Origin of the sequence: cyanobacterium endosymbiont of Epithemia clementina EcSB (genome assembly GCF_029919255.1) — a bacterium.
Classification (GTDB): Bacteria; Cyanobacteriota; Cyanobacteriia; order Cyanobacteriales; family Microcystaceae; genus Rippkaea.
Map to the genome: position 1 here is coordinate 1,028,351 of NZ_CP123991.1, position 23,222 is coordinate 1,051,572.

Genomic DNA, 23,222 nt, shown 5'->3' on the forward strand with positions numbered 1-23,222 from the left:
AAATTTTTAGAGGTATAATAACTGCTCTCTGGGCATAATGTAATTCTTGGAACTAAAATGGTCTCTTCTGAGAAAAAAGAGTTACGACGGAAACTCTTAAAACAACGTCAATCTTTAAATAAAAAAATATGGCAGGAAAAAAGTAATCGCCTCTGTGAAAGGATAAGATCTTTATCTTTATTTCAGGAGTCCAAAACAATTCTGGCGTATTTTGCCTTTCGCCAGGAACCTATTATTAATTCTCTCTTTACAAGAGAACACTGTTGGGGTTTTCCTCGTTGTGTCGATCAATCCTTAATTTGGCATTATTGGACTCCTGGAGATGCTTTAAGTGTAGGAACTTATGGAATTTTAGAACCTGATCTAAATGCCCCAATTTTAGACTCTTGTGAGGTTGATTTAATCTTGGTTCCTGCTATCGCTTGTGATCGTCAAGGGTATCGCTTAGGGTATGGAGGAGGGTTCTATGATCGTTTGTTGAATTCTCCTCAATGGCAACATATTCCTACCATAGGGATTGTTTTTGATTTTGCCTATGTTAGTCGACTATCAGTTGAGCCTTGGGATCGTAAATTAAAAGCAATTTGCACCGAAACACAATACTTAAATTTATTAGAATTAGACAATTGAGTATATCTGCTTAAAAATAGATAAATTTGTCTATCATTAAAATTTATTAATTTACTGCAAGATTCTCTAATACTTTTGACTGAACAAATGTCCAGCATCTTCAAACATTTCGCTAGCAGCACTATCATTTATAGTAGTCAGTGTCTTAAAATTACTATACGGAAAGTCGGCATTGCGGCTACCATAGGTGAATATACTGGGTCAAACTGCCTATCCGAACAATCAGTGCCGTTGTTTTTTCAATATTTATTATCCGTTAAACCTCTTTCAAAAAAGTATGTTGCGTTATAAAGTCAGATTGTTTACACAATTCTTCCCGTTCAGTATAAAGAGAAAAAATACTTCACATTTTTATACTAAAAAAATTAGTAAATATTATTAATCAGTAGTTATTGACTCTGGATAAAAGTTATTAAATATTAGTTAAATTAAAATTTAATCAGTTAAATTAATGCCATGAAATAAAGTAGCTTATAGACAACAATTGTTAGACCTTTTTCTAGTAGTTTAGCTGCTTTTTATACAGGCTATATTTATAATCAATTTTTTTATATTTGCCGTGTAGAGACAATTCCCCCCATTTTGGGTGGATGGTGTCCTCAGTCTTTGACCAACTCCCCTAATGACTGCGGTAAATTCCTATTTACATATCACCTAGCCAACTACAGAGTTTGATTAATTGAGGATATAACTTTTTGACGGGTTCCACAATTTCTTTATTAAATATCAAGCTACTAGATAGGGGAAAAAATCGTTAATTTGCTCTAAGAAGATTAGAATTTTATTTTGAATAGTGAACTATTTAGCTATAAATATTTAGTTGAAAGACATGATAAGCAAGCTTCGAATTACTGATTTGGACTGCTGCTCAAATAATACCATCAGTCTAATTATATTGGACTCGTTCAAGAATATTAGATTTAAGAATCAAACTGAAAAAGAAGATTAGTTCTGAGATGTTAACTTTTTTTAAAAAACTTATATCAAAACATATATATTAGTACATTGTAGCAAAAAAAGAAGAAAAACTAATAAAAACAATAGAGTTTATCTAATGTTCCATACTTAAATATTTGGTTCATAAATAGTAGCTTAAAGAAATCTATTAATTATCTATCAAAAATCTGACATAATTCAATAGTTTTAGTTTGTAAGTTGGCTAAAGCATCACCACCCCGTTTTAAAGAAAATTCTAATTCCAATAAAATAGGCAAGGTTGCTAAGAGTTGTTGACCAGAAAAAGATTGTAATTCTCTCCGCAAAAAATAAAGGCGTTTGGGGTTAGTAATATCGGCAGCTTTGGCAATCATTTTGTCATCTTTTTGACCAGATTCAATGTAGAGTTTAACCATTGCCCAAATGCGGAATTGTCCTACTAGAGTGGCTACAAGTTTTAAAGCGGGTTCATTTTGGGAAATCAAATCAGCAATTAATTGTAAAGATTGTCCTTTATTCCCCTGACGAATAGCTTGAGCAAGTTGTAAACTGTTTTGGCTATTGACATTGACTAAAGTACTAATAGTATCTGTACCTAAGGGCGTGGTTTGATCGAGACTATAGAGGCTTAACTTTTCTAGTTCATAACTTAATTTCCGCGTGTTATTCCCGATAGACTCTACTAATAACTCTGTTGCTTGAGGCGTTAGTTGAACGCCAACTTCCTGAGAAATACGCTTAACTTGGTTAATTAATTCATCAGTTTTCCAAGGAGAAATAAGAGAAAGTTCTTGAACTTCGGCATATTTTTCTAAAAGTTTAGTAGATTTTAGTCGGTAATCAGGTTTTTTGCTTGATGTTAACAATAGGTGAGAATTTTGGGGAATAGCGGGTAAAGTTTGTTGTAGTTGGGAAAAGACCTCTTCCGAACACTCTTGACAGATGGTAGTGTTTATAACCCAGACAAGTCTTTCTCCCATACCAAAAACTGAAGTTATTGCTTGATTTAAGGCCTTTACTATAGCATTAGGCTCATTTCCATAGATTTTATCGTAATTAAATTGAAGCCAGTTAGGATCGAGGAGGGTTTCTAGTTTTTTCTTAACAGTTTGGGTGATCGCAAAGTCATCTTCACCCCACAATAAATAAATTGGCATAGAAAATCTAAGATAAATTAGAGAAAATAATAATATCAGGTTGTTGAACTCTTAGAGGAAGAAAGCTTGGACGAAACTTATCAAACCTATGTTAATCGGGTAGCACGACTGACCATACCCGATGTTTATCAAACTCAACTTCAGAATATCCAAAAATCACCTAAATTTCAGAGTGGAAAATTTGTTGCTTTTCCCGGTTATACAGTTCTCACTCCTCTTTATACAGAAGATTCTCTCAATGGGGAATTTTATTTTCATTTGAAAACCATACAACAGCAATTGTCGGAACAAATAGAGTCAGATATGATTGCTTGGGTTCCTCCAAATAGTTTTCATTTAACATTGGCTGATTTAATTTGGGATAAAAGTTATCAAGAAGCAGTTCAAGATCGTCCTAATTTCGACCAAAAAATTAAAGTCTATATAGAGGAAAGTTTTAAAAACTACCAAAAAGTTGAACTAGAAACAAATGAAACTAAATGGCAATTATTAGGTTTATTAGTATTTCCTCGTGCTCTAGTAGCAGGATTAGTACCTTGTGATGAATTATCCTATAAAAAAATTGTTCAATTAAGGCGGTCGATTTATCAAAATATGGATTTAATAGCTTTGGGGATTGAACAACAGTATCATTTTACAGCTCATATTTCTTTGGGATATTTTACGGAAAATATATATGAGCTTGATCGGGATTACTTAGCCTCTGTTTTAACTACCTTTGATGATAAATGGTTGGAAGCAGAACCAAAGGTTTTAACGATTAGCCAGGTTGAGTTACGTAAATTTGAAGATATGACGAACTTTTTACCAAGGGATGATAATCCTAAGGTAGAACTTTAAGTCTTTACTTTAGTTATAAAATAGGGAAAATTAGATATAGTCTTTGACTATCTTAGAGATTGTTTGTTGATAAGAAAAATAACTAGAAATTTCATCTCATCTTTTTTTAGGGTGGTTAAATTTTAGACTATCTAAATAGTTAGTCAAGATAGTTACCGTAATTTTCCACTCTATGGGTTTCAATTTTTATTGATAAACAGTCTCTTCAGATTTTCTTGAATTTATAATTTGTTATCTATTAAATTAGGGTATTAGCATAAAAAATATCCGATGCTGCAACTGTGGGAACATTAATGCCAGAAAGGGCACTACATTCTTACTCGATACAGTCCTTCAATAGGAACATGGCAACTGGGAACAATTGCCTGTTATGCCGCGATTTTCAGTCTATAGGTTTCTTGACAACGGCGTATAAGTAGGCTATTAATTAGAGGGGGTTTTATTGGTTTTAAAACTATTCTTTGACAAATATAAGAAATAACTTTTTCTAAATCACGATAAAGGGATTGCAACTGCTCTTTTTTCAGAAGTTGATAGTTCTGATTTTTTCCTATCCTTGATAAGGTTTTAAAGTGTAAACGTGAATTCCATAATAGCCTTTACTTTTATCGCAAATCAAGACAACAGAAATTATGCAAGTAGTCCGAAAGTTTGTAATGTTCTTATTGCTATTGTATACAACAATATTATGTTCCATTAATTTTTCCATTCCCTCTAATTTAATTTATAGATGGATGAACAAAAGCTTTAAAGTAGGTACTTTAAAGACTTTTTTACGTTTTTTGTACAAAATATTTAGGAATATACAATTCCTTACTTATTTAATTCCCTAACCAAAACATTAACAATAGCTTGACTTCCGCCTAGGAGGTATTCAGCCTCTACATCGGCACCAATGAGATTTTAAACCTGATATAAAGAAAACATCCTAAATCAATTAAGCGATGTGCCCAATAATTTTTAACAGTTTTATCCATTAATTCTCTCCATAACTATTAATAGTTTTTAGTTGAAACTACCTATTAACTAAAATAAAAAATAACAATTAATTAAAGTTAAAGTTTATAGCCAGTCAGCTAATTATATAAATCCTTGAAAAATAAGAATAAATAGCCAATATTTTTATTCAATTTATTCTTACTCTTTTTTTCTTTAAGTTGTTATTTAAACAACGATTTAACAAAAATGTATAAATTAACAAAAATAGGAAATCTGCCATCAGGCAAATGATAGCTTTTTAGAGATTCATAGAGAACAAAGTCTAAAGATTCTTTAAACTAAATCTAAGACTTGTTCAAAAAGATTTAATTTTAGTTAATCATTCTTTAACCTGCAACAAAAAGAAGCTCCACTATCAAATTTGAATCCTTAGTCTGAAAAACTATGATCTACTCCTCCAGCAATGGTATGACTTTCAAAAATAACTATTGTTTGCTATATTGAGCTGGTAATATCCCTGCGGTATAGCACTATTTAGCAATAGCTAAAATAACAAACATACTTTTTAAAAGTAAAAAAAACTAAATTAAAATTTTGAACACGTCAATATTAATAGTTTAAAACTACAGGCTCAGTAGAAACTATTTTTTTACTTTTGTAAATTACATTATATCTATTGCGAGTAAAATTTAAACTGAATATTTCATTTTTTTTAAACTATTTCCTATTTCTAATTATTAGCTCACTATCTTAAGTCCAGTAAAACTACATATTTATAATGTCCTGGCTCTAAAGTAACATAAGGACTATGAACAATATATTTATTATTTATAAAGCCAAGATCATATGATGAAGTTCTTTCAACTCCTCCATAATTATGATGATTATGTTCCATATTATTAACATAATAGAAAAATGTTTACTTTTATTGATAGTTATTCAAGATTAAGTCTAATTAAATTTATTGTTTTATGCCTTGATAATTTTTTTAAAAATTTTTTAACAAGCTCTTTTTTTTGTTTAATCAAAATGAGCTTAACCATACGCTAATCTTGGCGTATGGTTAAGTCTTAAGAAGACTTGTTTTTGAATAAAGCTTTATACAAAGCAAACAAAATAGCCCCTAAGATTCCGAGCACAATTACAGAGGTCACTAACCGTAAGATACTATTGAGTAAGGACAAAGTAGCAATAATAGCTACAATAGTCAGGCTTACTTTTACAGGAGTAGCCAGGTTACTGTACCATTGTTTGAGGCGAACTAGGAGACTTTTAGCCTTTTCATTAGCCCTAAAAGGCCGCACAGGGGATGCTTCAGATTCTTGGTTTATTTCCGTTTCTAAATCTTTGAGGCGTTGTTCACAGTCTTGATGATTTTGCTGACTCATAGAATTTGAATGTTAACTGCAATTGCTATCTATATTCTGTGTCTATTATAAGGGCAATACTAAAACATTGGGATAGAATAAATATTGGTGTTCTTAATCTTTTTATAGCCTTTTAGAGAATTTTTATTACAAGAAAATCAAGAAAAAGTATTATCATTTTATAGCCTAGACAATTATTCAGCAATCTATGTGTCTTAAATATAACTATCGTATTTACCAAACCTACAATTTTAATATTTCGATGATATCTTGAGTGACTGTTTTTTGATTTTTTTATAAAAGTATATTATCCTGCATTTAAGTCTATAATTTTCAGGATTTTAACATCCTAAGTTTTGTATGATTACTTTAGCTTTAGCTAAATTGTGTACTCACAAAAAGCTCGTTATAAACAATTGAGAATCAAGAAAAATAAGTATTGATAGCCGTCGTCACTGTTGCTTCCAAACTATGCCAAGCTGATTTTACTTTACAAGGAGTGATCTTGCATACTTTATCTAAGGCGTTTTCTGATGGTCCAGATTATAGCAAAATAAAATGTTTTTATATTTCAAGAATCTGAATTATCTGAATATAATGACTCAAATTTCTAAGTAATTAAAGTAAGTACTTCCCAAAATAACTTCAAAGAGGGTGATTGACTCAATCAATTGGGATAACGGTCAAATTACAGCACATTATTGGACTTTAGAACTAATTGAATAGATTAAGGGGTATATCTAAAAAATTAATATTTGATTGCCCTGGCATTACGGAGCAAAATATTTCATTTTTAATATATAAAAAATACCTGATCTTATCAAGATATCTATTAATGTAAAGGTCAAAATACTAAGGACTTAAAAAGTATTCTCATATATCTTCAAGAGCACTTTCTAGTTAAATATTTTTAATAATTAGTTAACGATAATAAAAAATATAATAGATAATTTTTATACAGAATGATAAAAATAGGGAGAACTAAAACGTGTACTTATTAATAAGTAAGCTAGTAAAAGTTACACCCAATAAGTCCGTTAACTATCTTAATTAGATCTAAAATTAATGATAGTAAAAACGAAATAATTGATAAGTTTATAAAAACTAATTATTATAGTATAATTATACTATATTTTTGATATAGATCATGCATATTTTATGTTCTATATTTAATTTTTGTTGGATTCTTTTAGTGACTTTTTATTAGTATTTTGTCGAATTCTTTTATTTATTAGACTATAATTGACTCCATAATATTGAGCTGCGCGAGACATATTAAAGCTTAGTATTTCTTCTTTACTGAGTGGATATTGAGCTATAGGTTTAATTAATTTAACATCAAGACATTTGATAATCTCTGTTGCAATTGCTTTCGCTAATAAAGGAGGAACGGAATTACCTACCTGACGAAATCCATGCCATTTGGTAACATGAAATCTAAACCAATCAGGATAAGAATGAAGTCTTGCAGCTTCCCTCACAGTAATACATCTAGGGGTAATAGGATGAATAGGACGGGGGGAAGTATACGCTCCTCTACTACTAGGAGTTCCTGCTCTTAAGGTATTACATAAACCATCACGATGTAACCTCAAAAATCGACTAATAGGTTCTATTTTGCCCGGCAGAGTTTTATCAAATCTTTCCTTAGACTCAAGAGTATGTTTTGTTCTCAAACTCGATGTCAAAAGATTCTCATCATAGCTTCTTTTATAAGAAAAGTCATTGTCTAAGTCTACTAAAAGTCTTAGTTTTTTTACATAATTACTTTGCGTTCCATAATTAACAATAGTCCAATCTCTCTTTTCAAGTTCTGGATGATTATTAACTTCAGGTAAGTCCTTGATTGCATCCCAAACAGTAGGACACTTAGGTAAACTAGATTTCTTTTTTATTGCTGATTTATGCGTAAAATTATTACTAATAGCTTGAGGATAGTTAGGTAAAGTTAATTCCTTTTGACATCCCAACAGAAAAAGTCTTTCCCTATTTTGGGGAACTCCATAACTAGCAGCATTTAAAATTTGATAATTACTCTCTGTTTGATAGTTATTTTTACTAAATTCATTGGAAATATTTTGTAATAGTTTTTGATGTTTTCCAATAGCCATTCCTGGAACATTTTCAAGAACAAAATACTTTGGTTTCAACTCCAAAATCAATCGAACAAAATGATAAACTAATACATTTCTTTCATCTTCTAAAAGGCGTTTACCTATCAAAGAAAATCCTTGACAAGGAGGTCCACCAAATATAACATCAATGGAGCGATCACCAATTTTTGATAGTTGTCTAATTTCTAATCCAGTAATTTCTTGGATATCCCGACAAATGATTGTCCAAAACGGAAAATTATATTCATGAATAGCACAATGAATAGGATCTATTTCTACTGATGCAAGAACATCAAATCCAGCTTGTTCAAAGCCTAACGTCATTCCTCCTGCACCAGCAAATAAATCAACAGCAATTGGTCTTTTGTAATCAATTAGCAAATTGCAATTACTCCTTAAAATTCAACAATAACTGGAGCATGATCGCTCGGCTTTATCAATTTTCTTGGCTCAACATCAATAGTGCAACTAAGAGCTTTTTCATAAAGTTTTTGGGTAAGATAATGGTGATCAATCCGCCATCCGCGATTGTGCTGAAATCCGCCCGCTCTATAGTCCCACCAGCTAAAATACTCGCCCTCTGATGTAAATTTTCGAAAGGCATCTTTTAATCCTAACGAAAGGATGTCTTGTAAAGCTTTCCGTTCTAATGGAGAAGACATAATATGATTTTCTTTAGACTTATAATCATAAATATCCCTATCTTCTAAGGCGATATTAAAATCTCCACAGATACATAACTTTTGATTAGACTTATTCAAAATCTCAGTTATATATTGTTTTAGAACTTTTAACCACCGTAATTTATAATCGTATTTTTCACTTCCTACAGAAGTACCATTAGGAACATATAAATTGACAATCCTTACCTCCTCTAAGACTCCTGTAATAATTCGTTTTTGCTCATCAAACTCTTCTAATGAAAAATCTTTAATAATAGGACTAAATCCAGTGCTAACATCTTCTAGGGGTTGACGACTAAGAATAGCCACTCCATTGTAAGCTTTTTGTCCATAAACATAAACGTGATAACCCAACTTTTCAAAAGTTCTTTTAGGAAAATCGTGATCAACCACTTTAGTTTCTTGTAAACAAAGAGCATCCACAAAATTACTATTTAACCAGTCTATGACATGAGGTTGTCTAATACGAATTGAGTTAACATTCCAAGTAGCAATTCTCATATACTATGGTAGACTTTGTTAGTTGATAATATTGAATTTATTTTAAGCGACAGTGGTTCACAAAAAATCAAAAGTTTTCACAAATGCAAACTTTAAATTATCTGAACAGAGGTCTAAGTTCTCTATCATCTAAATCAACTAATAATTGAGACTAATAGAAAAAAAAGGAAGAAATTGACAGTTCTCATTAATTTAGACTATGTTCGGTTCAAAAGTACAGCAATTTACAAGTAAAAACTATGAGAAGAAAAGAGCCTAGACAAATACTCTAACAAACCTTAATTCAAGAAGTATGAGCCACTGCCATATTACTTGTTAAAAGCTTAATAGCAGCTTGGTATTGTAGATCTGCATCAGTACCAATTTGTCGATAACTAATGGGGTCTTGGGGGACGATTTCATCAGGAACAATTCCTAACTTATGAATATCTTTGTGGTTGGGAGTCTCATATTTAGCTACTGTTACCGCTAATCCTGCTCCATCAGGTAACTCGAATAAAGACTGAATCAAGCCTTTGCCAAAAGTTTTTTCGCCGACCAATATACCTCGACTATTATCTTGTAGTGCCCCTGCTAAAATCTCACTAGCACTGGCGGTTCTTTCGTTCACTAGTACTGCTAAAGGAGCTTCTGTCAACGCGGCACCAAAGGCAGAAAAACTATCTTGGATCCCTTGACGATTAACCGTATGAACTATAGTACCGTTATTCAACCAAAGACGAGCAACTTCAATCCCTGCTTGTAACAATCCCCCTGGGTTATTTCGTAAATCCAAAATATAAGCCTTAGTTCCTTTTTGTTCTAAATTAGCCACTGCATCAGCAACATCTTGGGCTGCATTAGCACTAAATTGATTAATGCGAACATAACCAATAGGAATACTTTGGGTTTGATTATCAAGCTCAGCAAATACGGGACTTAGGGAAATATGAGCTCGTATAATGTTAATTTGACGAATGACTTTTTCATCTTGATAAGGTTTAATGGTTAAAGAGACTTGTGTTCCACTCGACCCACGCATTTTGGTAGCTGCTTCATCGAGAGTTAAAGTGGCGGTGTCTACTCCGTCAATTTTTAAGATGCGATCACGTGCTTTAATACCAGCGGACTCAGCTGGTGAGTCTGTTAAGGGGGCAACTACTTCCAAATTGCCCGTCTCGGGATTAATATTGATCTGTAAACCTACTCCTGATAACTCTCCAGCCGTACTCACTTGTAAGTTATGATATTGTTCTGGTCGTAGAAGTCGAGTAAAAGGTTCATCAAGAGTAGCCAACATTTCGTCAATGGTGTCGTAAGTTTCTTCACGATTATGAAGATTTCGTTGCAGAAACTCTTGACGTAGTAACCACCAATTTTGGTTATTAAATGAATTATCTATGTAGGCTTGATTAACCAATCGCCAAGACTGAAGTAAGAGTTTTTGATCTTGTGTAAACGCTAAAGCAATTGGAGTCCCAACGAAGCAATTGAGTAAAAGGGAACAAATAATCAAGATAGTAACCCAAAACGCACTTTTTTTCATGAGAAAGGTAGATAATTGATGTTTGGTCTTCTGTAAAAAAAAGGGACTCATGGCAGAAGTCAGAAATAATAAGTCAGAAGTAAAATTTCTTTGCTGGGTTAGGTTTGAAAAAAAAGTTTTATCAATCCCTATACTTCTAATGCTATGGTCTCACTGTGTCGAAAATTTTAGCAAAAATTTTACTAAAAACTTCTACTTTAGTTTGACCCAGAAATCTAACTGATAGGTTTTGTAACATAAATAGGAATAGTTATTCAAGCAACCGAAGTTGCTTTTGCCATCATGCACAGAAGTACTGCTAACAATGAAACGCAAGGGCCAATCACCACATGAGTGGACCATCACAGGGTAAAGCGAAGTGTTTGACTGAATCTCTCTTTGTAGCACAATCTAACAGGAAGTAATTAAATTGTTATTATGCTCTTGCTGCCTCTTTTCGAAAGTTAAAGCAATAAAGACTTTTCAAACTGATAATGAGGCTTATACAGCTACTTCAGCTTGATTTCCATGGTTTTTAGAAAAACAATCAGTAAGATTAGTTTTTGAGGTGAATTAAAAACTGATCCTACTGATTGTTTGGAAAACTCATCGATGATGGAAAACCGTCTTTAGCCTAAAAAGCAGAAAAGGAGCAAAAGTTCGCTCAAGTCTTGGATGTAAAATCATACAATGGGTCTCAATCAATGAAGCGATTAATTTAGGAACCGATAAAAAAATAATTGGCTGGTTTTACTACTGCTGTTATTACAGGCTATCCAATTTAAAACTACCATATTCCCCTTTGAGAGGGGAACAGGCAAGGAGCAAGAGCAAAAATTTGAGTTGACATTAAAATCTGTTGAAACCATTTCGTTTCTTCTCTTCTTTCAATCAATAGGTTAAATCCAAGTTCACATACTTTTCGGCATTACCTGTTGCCTTAAATAGCAATGGAAGTTTTAGAAAAATAGGAAAGAACTTATAAAACTTTTCTCCTCACTTTTAGCTAAGAAAACGCAATTATCTATAGATTCTGTTCAGTTTAACCAAACATAGTTAGAAAGATTAGCTCATACATTTTTAGGAAAAAAATATATGATTTATATAAAAAAATAAATATTGAGGATATTGTTTGTACTTGTTGGTATTACCTTAGATTTTATAATTTTATTTATCTTTTCAAGATTTAGCTTTAAAAATAACGTTTTTACTTTGGTACTAAATTTATTTTTTTATGAGAAAATAAACTATTAATGACTTATATTTAATTTCTTTAAAACCACTTTTGCTCTAGTTATTAAAGTTTAAAAAATAGAAATATTTATTATTTTTTCTATTAGAACTTATCTCGAATGGTCTAAGTTTAAGAACAAAATATAAAAAATACAAGTTAAATTACTTATACTAGAAAATTTAAATCTAACTAAAAGTGTTATTTTTACTTTTATGATGCTAATTAGTTCATAAAAAAATAAATTTAATTGATTTAGCTCTTCCAGACTAGCTGTAACAAAATGAGAGTTTCAAAAGTTAAGTTATTAATTACTCAGCTAGGATGCTTCAGTCTAGAAGAGCTATTAGTTTAATAATATACTCCCTAAAATTTTTGATTACCTATTTTTTATTCTCTTCTCTAAAACTTAGAAATTTAGTAAAAATAAAATTTTTCTACGTTCACTTTGTTGAGAGTTTTAAGAAAAAATGTCATACTGAATGAGTCTTAACCACTCCCCATGAAAAATTTTGGACAAAACCACTTTTAACTTTATCAGCCATAATATCTCTCTTTTTCGAAAAAAACTAAGATTCTATCATTGGCAAAAGTCCGTTATTTGGTTATTGTTAACAGGGCTTATATTACGTTTAATAATTGCTTGCTGGCTGTTTCCTGGTTATGATGAAGGTTACTATTATCTCTACACTCGCCATTTAGATTGGAGTTATTTTGATCATCCGCTATTAGTTGCTCTAACGACGAATTTTGGTATTTGGATCACTGGTATCACTTCCCTTTTGACTCTACGTTTGGGAACAGTAATTTTATATACAGGAAGTTTATGGTTACTATATTTAACTAGTGCTAGACTATTCGATCATCAAACGGCTAAATTAACCTTAGTAATCGCCTCAGTAGTTCCTATTTTTAATGTAGGGTTTGGGGTAATTACTCTTCCTGATAGTCCTTTAATCTTTTTTTGGACTGCAAGTTTATATTGTGCAGCTATTGAGTTTTTCCCCAATTCTAATCAAAATTTCTATCCTACTTATCGCCTCGCTATTTTAGGAATTCTTGTTGGATTAACTTGTTTGGGTAAGTATCATGGATTTATATTAGGGTTAGGATTAATTGGATTTTGTTTAACCAGTCCTCCCCATCGCCGCGTCTTCCTATCTCGTTGGACAGGATTAGGAATCCTATTATATATATTAACTTTATTTCCCCTCTGGTTTTGGAATTTAAACCATGATTGGATTTCATTTCGTTTTCAATTATTTAATCGCTTTGAACCTCCTCCAGAAGGACAGATATCATCGTCAGGATTTAGTTTATTAAATGCATTTAATGTTTTTCTAACGGGACTTAGTTTACTATTTCCTACTATTGGTATTCCTTTATGGTGGGTTGTTTTGAAGTCAAGTTTATCTCAGTTTATGAGATTATTTAATAATAAAATACCTAGAGGGTTTAAAAAATTAAAACAGACATTCAGCGAATATAACTTAGTTCAAAAACAATTATTTATTCTGTGGGTTTCTCTTCCCTTAATGCTAGGATTTACTTTGCTTGGCGGTAAACAGCAAATTCTTGTTACTTGGCCAATTCCAGGATTTTGGAGTGCAACTTTATTATTAGGATTTTATGGTATTCAATGGAAACAGCAGTCATCTAATTTAATTCGATGGTGGATTAGAGGAACAGGGATAATAACTACTGTTATTTTACTTCTATTACTACTTCATACAACAACTGGAACTTTTTATAAATCTAGTCAATATTCCCCTTTTGGGATTTTTCTAACTCCTCAAAATGATCCTGCTAAGGAACTAATTGATATTAAACAATTGCGAAAAGTTTTTGCACAATCTTCAGAACTTATGAATGCTTTAGATGAAACAACTTTTATTTTTACTAATGCATATTACTTGGCTGGATTAATCGATTTAGCTTTGCGACCTTTAAAAGATATTCCTGTGACTTGTTTTAGTTATGATATGCGAGGATTTTTTTTCTGGTATGAAACTAATCAATGGGTTGGAAAAGATGGACTTTATATTACTTTAGAACAATTCAATAAGATGCCTCATTTAAAAAATGATTTTAGTCGTTATTTTGAAGAGTTCCAAGAAATTGGTACTGTTCCTATTCGTTTAGGAGGGATGGTGGTTAATGTGTTTCATGTTTATAAAGCGAAAACTTTTCTTAAACCCTATTCTCCAGAAGAATCTTTCTTATTTTATAAAAATTAGTAGCTGTTATTCTAAATAACATGATTGATATTTATTAATTTCTTTAAAAAGATGTTAGTCTAAAAAATTAGATATTTTTTTAAAAAAAAAGAAAAATTAAAGTTATTTTCATAAATTAAAGTGCAAAAACTCTACATAATTGACTTGAATTGTTACTTATATATAGTTTATATCTTACTTAAGAAAGGAAAAATATCTAAATTAGAGCTTAAAAACTTAATTAAACCCATAAAAAAGATGCGTTGTAGTTTAAATATCCTTTTAACTACGAATTTAATAATATTACTTATGAACTTCTAAATATAAATATCAAGTATTGAAGCGTTCTAACAGTTTGCTTTCCTCTATTTAATAACACCGCAAACTAATTTAAAAAGTCTTTGGAAAAAATATTAGTCTTGCTCAGGATGTAAAGGAGTTTACTCCTGATAAAACCAGATTAGAAATGACAATTTTTCTTCAAAACTATCTTCTTCTAAAAGAAGATATCATTAATTATGATTATTTATTTCACTAGTTAAGCAAATTTAAAGTAAATAATTTATATTTAAAATTGTATTTACAGTTTTTTAAAAAAAATGAAGTTATCTATTAAAATTAATAACATTTGCTCTAGAATATCTAGGTATTTTCAGTTCTTATCAAATAAGATAAAATTAATACAATTTTTTTAAAAATCTGTTGAATAGGGTTTAAACCTTATAAAAAAATACTCTAAAACTTAGAATAATAAACCGACAATAAGAAATCATTAGATGGAATATTTGTTAAAAAAATATTTATTTATTTGTAACAATTAAGTAATTAATTTATCTATTTTTTATAAAAAGTAATCAATAAAAATAAGTTTTATTTTTTAAAATATTTAATTTAATATTAAATAGTATTTAATATTAAATAAATTAGCTTGCAATAAACTTAATTAATAATTTAATTATTAATTAAGTTATATTCCTGTAATATTTTTTGTCCTGAGACAGAATATTTATAAATTTGGGGATTGCTTCTTTTAAGATTTTCTAGTTTTTTTTGAATCTTCTCTAAAAGAGATTGAGCTTTTTTAAAAATTTACTATTAAATCCAAGATTTAAATTGTGTTTATGTCATAAGATTAATTTTTAATTCTAATAAGTTTTTCTGGTTGACAATTAATCCTACAGAAAATTGAAACATTATTTGAGCTAGAAAATAATCTATTATAATATCAATATTATTGTCAGCTTTTCTTTTACCGACTAGATTAAAAACTTTTAAATTTAATGCACTGTATTTATAAGCAATACTTGACATTTTCTACATTTTAATTTTTTAGTAAAATTTTTATTTTTTAATTTTTATAAAATTTATACAAAAAAATAAGTTAAATTAATCTCTAAGTCAAGGATATATTTAATTGATTATTTTTAAAGAAATAATCAATTAAATATATTTCTCAATAAATTTTTGATAAACTCTGTAAATAAAAACTCTAATTATTATTATCAATATGATATGAGGTAAAAGTTTACGAAAGTAACTGATATAATTTTGTTTTGTAAGTACTTAATTTTTGCGACTGTTTTGTTATTTTTTTATTGATTGCTTATACCTATTTATTTGAAAACCCTATATTCCAATTTAAGTTAACAAGGTAAGTCGGTATTAATTTCTATAAAAAAATAAAGTTTTTACTGTTGAAAATTGCTATTTCAGACAATTATTAACCTCATCTTATTTTGAGTTAGTCATTGAGAATAAGAACCATGTATTTAAATCTTATTGAACTCACGTTTATTTAAATGAACTATTTGGATTAGATATTTCCGTTCTTATTTTGTTCAGTTTCCCATTTATAGATTCATTTTTAATGAAAATTTCAAAATTTTTAAAAAATGTAACGAAATGAAAAGTACAATAAAAATAATTATAAACACACCTATCAAGACGAGAAGATTATAGATGCGAGTCGCGATCACCGGAGCAGGACTAGCTGGACTTTCTTGTGGAAAATACCTTGCAGATGCGGGACATACTCCTATTATCCTAGAATGTCGAGATGTATTAGGAGGTAAAGTAGCTGCTTGGAAAGATGATGATGGAGATTGGTACGAAACTGGACTACACATCTTTTTCGGCGCTTATCCCAATATACTGCAATTATTCAAAGAATTGGGCATTGAAGAGCGCTTACAGTGGAAAGAACATTCGATGATCTTTAACCAACCCGAAACTCCTGGAACCTATTCTCGCTTTGATTTTCCTGATATTCCTGCTCCTATCAACGGGATCATAGCCATTTTATGCAACGAAGATATGCTAACTTGGGAAGAAAAAGTTAAATTTGGCTTAGGTTTAATTCCAGCGATTATCCACGGACAAAGTTACGTTGAAAAAATGGATCGTTATTCCTGGTCTGAATGGATAAAAAAACAAAATATTCCCCCCAGAGTAGAAAAAGAAGTCTTTATCGCAATGTCCAAAGCATTAAATTTTATCAACCCCGATGAAATCTCAGCTACTGTTCTCCTAACAGCTCTCAACCGTTTTTTACAGGAGAAAAATGGATCAAAAATGGCTTTTCTGGACGGTCCTCCCACTGAAAGACTTTGCAAACCTATAGTCGATTATATTACCGAACGGGGAGGAGAAGTTAGACTTAATGCTCCTCTCAAAGAGATCATCCTCAATGAAGACAACACCGTCAAAGGATTTTTACTTAGAGGACTAAATGGCGAACCTGACGAAATGTTTGAAGCTCACTTATACTTGTCTGCAATACCAGTTGATATTCTTAAACTACTCTTACCTCAACCTTGGAAAAGATTGGATTTTGCTCGCCAATTAGAAGGATTAGAAGGAGTTCCTGTAATTAACTTACACTTGTGGTTTGATCGCAAATTAACTGATGTCGATCATCTGTTATTCTCCCGCTCAGACTTACTCAGTGTCTATGCGGACATGAGTAACACTTGTAAAGAATACGCCAACCAGGAGCGCTCCATGTTGGAATTAGTACTGGCTCCTGCTAAAGATTGGATAAGTCAGTCGGATGAGAACATTATCGCTGCGACTATGGAAGAATTGAATAAACTGTTCCCTCAACACTTTATAGGAGAAAATCCTACAAAATTACTAAAATTCCACGTAGTTAAAACTCCTCGTTCAGTTTATAAAGCTACCCCGGGACGACAAGCTTTTCGCCCCTCTCAAAAAACTCCAATTGCTAACTTCTATCTAGCAGGAGATTACACCATGCAGCAATATCTTGGGAGTATGGAAGGAGCGGTACTATCAGGCAAGTTAGCTGCTCAAACTATTGCCCGAGATTATCCCGCCAACATCATTATCTCTTAATCTAAGCAACTTAAAAAAATAGTCTTTAGTTTAATTCATTTAAACTAAAGACTATTTTAGTAACTTAAACTAATGACGAAAAGATCATTAGAATGCGACAATGAATGCTAAATATCTAACGGTCAACCATTAGGTAAAGTCACTTTTTCTCCTCTATAAACAATCATTCTGCTTGTGCTGAATGCTGCAACTGCCTGAACCATCCCAAATCCAAAAGAACCTCGTCTCCTTGACGGAATCTTACGAACTCTGTCGCCAAATTACGGCAAAATTTTCCAAAACATTTTATCTAGGAACGTTGTTAATGCCTCCCGAAAAGCGTCAAGCAATTTGGGCAATCTATGTTTGGTGTCGTCGCACTGATGAATTAGTTGATGGCCATCAAGCTCAATTGACAACAGTAGAAACCCTGCAACGTTGGGAAAAACATTTGGAGATGATATTTTTAGGTCATCCTTTTGATAATGAGGATGTAGCACTAGTTGATACTCTCCGACGCTTTCCCATCGAAATTGAACCATTTCAGGAAATGATTGCAGGACAACAAATGGATTTGTATCATAGTCGGTATGAAACCTTTGAAGAATTACAACTGTACTGTTACCGTGTGGCGGGAACGGTGGGGTTAATGTCCAGTTCGGTGTTAGGAATCAATGGAGATAAGTGCAGCGTTCCCGGGCAAGAGAGTCAAAACCATTATATTCCCAAAAAAGAAGCAATCGCCCTCGGAATTGCTAACCAATTAACCAATATTTTACGGGATGTAGGAGAAGATGCCCAACGGGGACGGATTTATCTTCCTCTAGAAGACTTGGAAAAATTTAATTACACTCAAGACGATTTATTAGAGGGTGTTGTTGACGAACGGTGGTGTAACCTAATGCGTTTTGAAATTGAACGCGCCCGCCAATATTATCGGGATGCCGAACGGGGAATTCATTTTCTATCTCAAGATTCCCGTTGGCCAGTATGGGCAGCATTGATGCTCTATCAAAGTATTTTAAACGTGATAGAAGCCAATAACTACGATGTGTTTACCAAACGGGCTTTTGTTCGAACTCCTAGGAAAATACTGTATCTTCCGGTGGCTTGGTTACGAGCACAAGTTCTTTAAAAGATTTTACATCCTAGAGAAGTTTTATGAGCGTTAAATCCCATAGATAAACAATTAAAAGTTAACTGTAAAGACATTTCATAGATATTTTCAATAGAAACTAACAATAATACCAATCAACTCAATAACTAGCAGGGCGTTTTCAAGTCAATTATATTCAGTTGTGGCGTTGTCAATTGTTTTCTTAGACGTTATGAAACTATATGTAGTATAAAACTATTCCTCATAGCTGAGGAAAATTTCTTTTAATTTAAGACAGATATAGATGTCGTAGAACAATTGCTAGAATAAGATGACGATGCGACTCTACAGGGACTAAGTACTCGCTTATGCGAAAAAATAGATGTTACAGTTGGTCTTCCTGCCAGGTGCTCTTTGCTCTAAAAATTTAAGTTAACCTAAAAAGAACACTTTAGTCCTTGGAAGCTTACAGATACAGAGTGAAAACCTTGAGGCGAAAATATTGAATTACACCTGGAAAACTCAAACTTTCAGACCTAGTTTTTCTTGACAAAACCGGAGTTCATATAGCCATTATTCGTTACTTTACCAGGGCAACTAAAGGGAAATAAATCTATAGAAAATAGACGATAATCTAGGAAAAAATATTACATTACTTGGGATGCTCATTACATCAGTTTTTTAGCCATTTTGACTTTTGAACAATTGACAAAGAAACTTTTCTCACTGATGAAACAGAAGTCTAGTCATAGATAATTTATCGACTCATAAAGCAATAAAAGATTAGAGGACTGATGGAATCTATTTTCAATGTGGTTGATATCAGGAGAATGTTTGTTAACTCAAAAATTTAGAAATTCTTAAGACTTAAATCAGGCAGTTAGTTCAGTAACCAATGAAGAGATAATTGGCTAGTTTATCTACTGTCATTATTATGAGCTACCTAGTTGAACTTACTTTCCATAATTTTAGGTATGGGACAGTTTTCTCACTTGGTTCAAGAACGACGCTAACACAAGTAGTTAGTTCTTAGGATCGAAAGTAACTTTTCCTTGTAACGATACTCTAGTGTACTTACTCTTAAAGAATGCTTGACTCTTCAGCATTTAGAAACGCTAGGATATCTAATCCTAGACGTGCTAGAGATACTAAAAGTCTAACCTATTACTGAAGAAGACTTAGCTAAAGCCCAGCTTCTATTATCTCATGATCATATTTTTCCACGGAAACCTCAAGTCAATTAGCAGGGTTATAAGGCCGTTATCATACTATTGTCTCAGTCTCAGAATTACAGCGCGTTGCCTATCAATGTTTGTCAGATGAACGATATGCTATTACAGTAGTGCAACCCTATTAATTTTCCAAAAATTCTTAATTAAGATATGCAAAAGGTTCAAGGGACCAACAGCCAGCGATCACCTCATTATCTAAAATTAAACAATGGAATAACAGTCATTTTAGGAGAAAACCCCGCAGCAGATTTAATTTCAGGTCGTATTTTTCTAAAAAACGCAGGAGGCTTATGGGAACCGAGAGAAAAAACTGGACTGTTCCATCTTTTAACTACGGTAATTACCAAAGGAACTGACAATTTGTCTTCAGTAGAGATTGCTGAAGCGGTTGAATCTATTGGAGCTATTTTAGGAGCTAATGCCACTGCTGACTATTTAGTAATAGGGGTAAAAACCGTTTCTTCAGATTTTCAGGAAATGTTAGCGTTAGTGGGAGAAATTTTGCGAGTACCGATTTTTCCTGAAGCGGAAGTCGCTTTAGAAAAAAAGCTTATTCGTCAAAGTATTCGGTCTCAACAAGAACAACCGTTGAATATAGCTTTTAATCAGTTACGAGCAGCTATGTATGAAGAGCATCCCTATGGAACTTCTATTTTAGGCAAAGAGGAAACTGTTAAAAATTTGACTCGGGAAGATTTACAATCCTATCATCAGAATTACTTTCGTCCAGATAATTTAATTATTAGTTTATCAGGGGTTTTAAATATTGATCAGGCTGTTTCTTGGGTAGAAAAAACCTTTGGTGATTGGCCAATTCCTGATGATTATTTAATCATACCTACCTTACCTAATCTCGAAGTTTGTCCTTGTGAGAAATTCACTTTCCAGGAGACTCAACAATCCATCGTTATGTTAGGGTATTTAACTGCAGGAGTCCACAGTCCTGATTATCCTGTTTTAAAATTATTAAGTACCTATTTAGGCAGTGGGTTGTCGAGCCGTTTGTCTATAGAATTGCGCGAGAAACAAGGATTAGCTTATGAGGTTTCGGCAATTTATCCTACTCATTTAAACCCATCTCAATTTGTCGTTTACATGGGAACTGCTGCTCATAACACTTCTATTGCTATTGAACAATTGCGACAAGAAACTGAACGTTTATCATGTCAGGAATTAACCCCTAAGGAATTACAGTCGACAAAAAATAAGCTACTAGGACAATACGCATTAAGCAAGCAAACTAATTCAGAAATAGCTAACTTATATGGCCGGTATGAAACTTTAGGATTAGGAATTGAATTTGATTGGAAATTTAAAAATCAAATCAATCAAGTAACTTCGAAAATGATACAAACAGTTTCTAACAAATATTTATTATCTTCTTATATTTCTGTTGTAGGACCTAATACTGTAGTAAGCAATAATTAATTGTGAATCTAACTATTCATAGTTGAACCGAAGAATTTTAAAAGAATACTTTTAGTGCTAAAAATTAATCTATAAAATATGTATGGATATTTCGATAACTTACCCTACTCTATTTTAGATAGATAACTTGAACTGTTCTATCATAAAAGCCATTCACTATAATTCTGATATCAGAATTATAGTGAATGGCTTTTATGAACGTAATTTAGTTAATAGATTCTAATGTTAGTATTGATCTCTGAATATCTTTGAAGAAATTATCTTTGTCTTTCAAGATTTGAAAAAGACCAAATCATACTCCTAGGCTCAATATTAAGAGTCTTCACAAGAAAAGGTGAGGTATGTGGGAGGATAGAGGAGGACATTGAATGTCTGATTTTTTGATTCACTCGATTATGCAATCCTATACCTTAATTGCTCCAGCCAAAATCAATTTGTATCTAGAAATCATTCGTGATCGCCCAGATGGTTATCATGAATTGCTAATGATCCTTCAAAGTATTGATTTAGCTGATCGTTTAGAAATTTGTTCCCATGGAACTCAAGACTTTCGTTTAACTTGTTCAAACCCTCAAGTTCCTACCAATGAGACCAATTTAGCTTATCGTGCGGCACAATTGATGAAACTTGAATTTGGTGAAGCTTTCGCTAACTATGGGGGAGTAGATATAACGATAGATAAGCGTATCCCTGTAGCTGCCGGATTAGCTGGAGGCTCAACTAATGCAGCAGCAGTATTAGTCGGGTTAAATTTAATCTGGGAATTGGGGTTAACTATCCCTGAATTGCAACGATTGGGAGAAAAATTGGGATCGGATGTTCCTTTTTGTATTGCTGGAGGGACTGTGGTCGCTACTGGAAGAGGAGAAAAATTGGTTCCAATAGGCGATCTTAATAGCTTATGGGTGATTTTAGGAAAATACAAAAGCTTAGCGGTTTCTACTGCTTGGGCCTATCAAACCTATCGGCAGCAATTTAGCCATGAATATATCAGTGATCACGCTGTAGTTACCTCTCGAATATCTAAAGTTCATTCAGATCCTTTGATTCAGGCTATTAGTCACAAAGATAACCATAAAATTGGTCAATTGTTACATAATGATTTAGAAAAAGTAGTATTACCTGAATATTCTCAGGTTATGAAGTTAAGGGCAATTTTAGAACAAATAGGGGGACTGGGAACAATGATGTCGGGATCAGGCCCGACAGTATTTACTTTGTGTCAATCTCAACAAGAAGCTGAAAATATTAAAAATAAAGCTAGACAAGCTATTTTTGATCCTGACTTAGAATTATTGATAACAAAGTTATCGAGTACGGGAATTCAAGTTGTTTAAGTTAAGCTAACAAGCCCTACAGAAGTAGACTTAATAATTAGCCTATATGAACATTTTAATTCTTGTTTGAAGTAGGTTAAATAACCACTAACAGATAAAATTATTTTGTATCTCTATATTTAAGCAATTAAAGTTGAATCTAAGTTACTTTAGTTGATATTTTTTGAGGTAAATTCTTTTACTAAAACTTTGTTTTACTGTCTTGGCTAAATCATATTTATCTTCAAATAAAGGCTTGCGGCAATTTTGCAAGTCTTTATTTAATGCTATTTTCCTTTATTTTAGGTTCTAAAATCTAAGTTAGTAGATAAAATGAATATAAACATTCTTTCCAATTGTTTCAGTTTTGCTTTAACTTAACCACTTGTATAGACTGAATCACTATCAACAATAGTTACCATATTTATGGTTTCTAAATTAGCATGATGTTTAGCTCTTATCCACCCATTTTTTAAAAAACACGATTTTCTTGTCTAATTGATTATTAGGACAGTAAAGATCTGAATTTATATTCAACTTTAATATTTATATTATTTTTATTTTGCTTAAACTAAATACTATCTAAAATAGCAGCAATTTTACCAATTACTAATCGTTTCAATACCGGAGTATTTTATCTGTAATTTTTGATTAAAATATTTAAATATAGTTTTTATTTGTTGTCAGTATACTCATTTT

12 protein-coding genes are annotated in these 23,222 nt (G+C 31.8%); 7 read left to right on the forward strand and 5 right to left on the reverse strand.

What is annotated here, in order from left to right:
* Positions 1-57 precede the first annotated feature (57 nt).
* Positions 58-630, forward strand: coding sequence for a 5-formyltetrahydrofolate cyclo-ligase (locus P3F56_RS03425; protein WP_281153398.1), 573 nt, complete (start codon positions 58-60; stop codon positions 628-630).
* A gap of 1,109 nt (positions 631-1,739) precedes the next feature.
* On the opposite strand, the gene holA is transcribed toward P3F56_RS03425, so the two are convergent.
* Positions 1,740-2,723 (reverse strand): DNA polymerase III subunit delta, encoded by a 984-nt coding sequence (gene holA, locus P3F56_RS03430; RefSeq protein ID WP_281153399.1) that lies wholly within the window; start codon positions 2,721-2,723, stop codon positions 1,740-1,742.
* Between the two features lie 66 nt (positions 2,724-2,789).
* Between holA and P3F56_RS03435 the strand changes: the two genes are divergently transcribed.
* Positions 2,790-3,563, forward strand: a complete 774-nt coding sequence (locus tag P3F56_RS03435) for a DUF1868 domain-containing protein (RefSeq protein WP_281153400.1) — start codon at positions 2,790-2,792, stop codon at positions 3,561-3,563.
* A 2,009-nt stretch (positions 3,564-5,572) separates the two neighbouring features.
* Here P3F56_RS03435 and P3F56_RS03440 read toward each other — a convergent pair.
* From P3F56_RS03440 to ctpA, 4 genes are all read right to left on the reverse strand, one after another.
* Positions 5,573-5,890, reverse strand: coding sequence for a hypothetical protein (locus P3F56_RS03440; RefSeq protein ID WP_281153401.1), 318 nt, complete (start codon positions 5,888-5,890; stop codon positions 5,573-5,575).
* A gap of 1,148 nt (positions 5,891-7,038) precedes the next feature.
* Positions 7,039-8,358: a DNA cytosine methyltransferase gene (locus P3F56_RS03445; RefSeq protein ID WP_281153696.1), complete on the reverse strand. Its 1,320-nt coding sequence runs from the start codon at positions 8,356-8,358 to the stop codon at positions 7,039-7,041.
* 20 nt (positions 8,359-8,378) lie between these two features.
* Positions 8,379-9,167 (reverse strand): exodeoxyribonuclease III, encoded by a 789-nt coding sequence (xth, locus tag P3F56_RS03450; RefSeq protein WP_281153402.1) that lies wholly within the window; start codon positions 9,165-9,167, stop codon positions 8,379-8,381.
* A 283-nt stretch (positions 9,168-9,450) separates the two neighbouring features.
* A complete protein-coding gene (gene ctpA, locus P3F56_RS03455; RefSeq protein WP_281153697.1) occupies positions 9,451-10,692 on the reverse strand; it encodes a carboxyl-terminal processing protease CtpA in 1,242 nt (413 codons plus the stop codon).
* Between the two features lie 1,758 nt (positions 10,693-12,450).
* Between ctpA and P3F56_RS03460 the strand changes: the two genes are divergently transcribed.
* The 5 genes from P3F56_RS03460 to ispE all read left to right on the forward strand — a co-directional run bounded on the left by P3F56_RS03460 (position 12,451) and on the right by ispE (position 22,544).
* On the forward strand, positions 12,451-14,139 hold the full coding sequence (locus P3F56_RS03460; protein ID WP_405054775.1) for an ArnT family glycosyltransferase: 1,689 nt from the start codon (positions 12,451-12,453) through the stop codon (positions 14,137-14,139).
* Between the two features lie 1,938 nt (positions 14,140-16,077).
* A complete protein-coding gene (gene pds / locus P3F56_RS03465; protein WP_281153404.1) occupies positions 16,078-17,472 on the forward strand; it encodes a 15-cis-phytoene desaturase in 1,395 nt (464 codons plus the stop codon).
* A 181-nt stretch (positions 17,473-17,653) separates the two neighbouring features.
* Complete coding sequence (crtB, locus tag P3F56_RS03470) at positions 17,654-18,586, forward strand: 15-cis-phytoene synthase CrtB (RefSeq protein WP_281153405.1); 933 nt, start codon at positions 17,654-17,656, stop codon at positions 18,584-18,586.
* Between the two features lie 1,343 nt (positions 18,587-19,929).
* Positions 19,930-21,207, forward strand: coding sequence for a M16 family metallopeptidase (locus P3F56_RS03475; RefSeq protein ID WP_281153406.1), 1,278 nt, complete (start codon positions 19,930-19,932; stop codon positions 21,205-21,207).
* A gap of 395 nt (positions 21,208-21,602) precedes the next feature.
* Positions 21,603-22,544: a 4-(cytidine 5'-diphospho)-2-C-methyl-D-erythritol kinase gene (gene ispE / locus P3F56_RS03480; protein WP_281153698.1), complete on the forward strand. Its 942-nt coding sequence runs from the start codon at positions 21,603-21,605 to the stop codon at positions 22,542-22,544.
* The last annotated feature ends 678 nt before the right edge of the window (positions 22,545-23,222 follow it).

Coding starts and splice junctions, on each gene's coding strand:
- crtB (WP_281153405.1), top strand. CDS start 17,654: ATGCTGCAACTGCCTGAACCATCCCAAATCCAAAAGAACCTCGTCTCC.
- P3F56_RS03440 (WP_281153401.1), bottom strand. CDS start 5,890: ATGAGTCAGCAAAATCATCAAGACTGTGAACAACGCCTCAAAGATTTA.
- P3F56_RS03425 (WP_281153398.1), top strand. CDS start 58: ATGGTCTCTTCTGAGAAAAAAGAGTTACGACGGAAACTCTTAAAACAA.
- ctpA (WP_281153697.1), bottom strand. CDS start 10,692: ATGAAAAAAAGTGCGTTTTGGGTTACTATCTTGATTATTTGTTCCCTT.
- ispE (WP_281153698.1), top strand. CDS start 21,603: ATGCAATCCTATACCTTAATTGCTCCAGCCAAAATCAATTTGTATCTA.
- holA (WP_281153399.1), bottom strand. CDS start 2,723: ATGCCAATTTATTTATTGTGGGGTGAAGATGACTTTGCGATCACCCAA.
- xth (WP_281153402.1), bottom strand. CDS start 9,167: ATGAGAATTGCTACTTGGAATGTTAACTCAATTCGTATTAGACAACCT.
- P3F56_RS03475 (WP_281153406.1), top strand. CDS start 19,930: ATGCAAAAGGTTCAAGGGACCAACAGCCAGCGATCACCTCATTATCTA.
- pds (WP_281153404.1), top strand. CDS start 16,078: ATGCGAGTCGCGATCACCGGAGCAGGACTAGCTGGACTTTCTTGTGGA.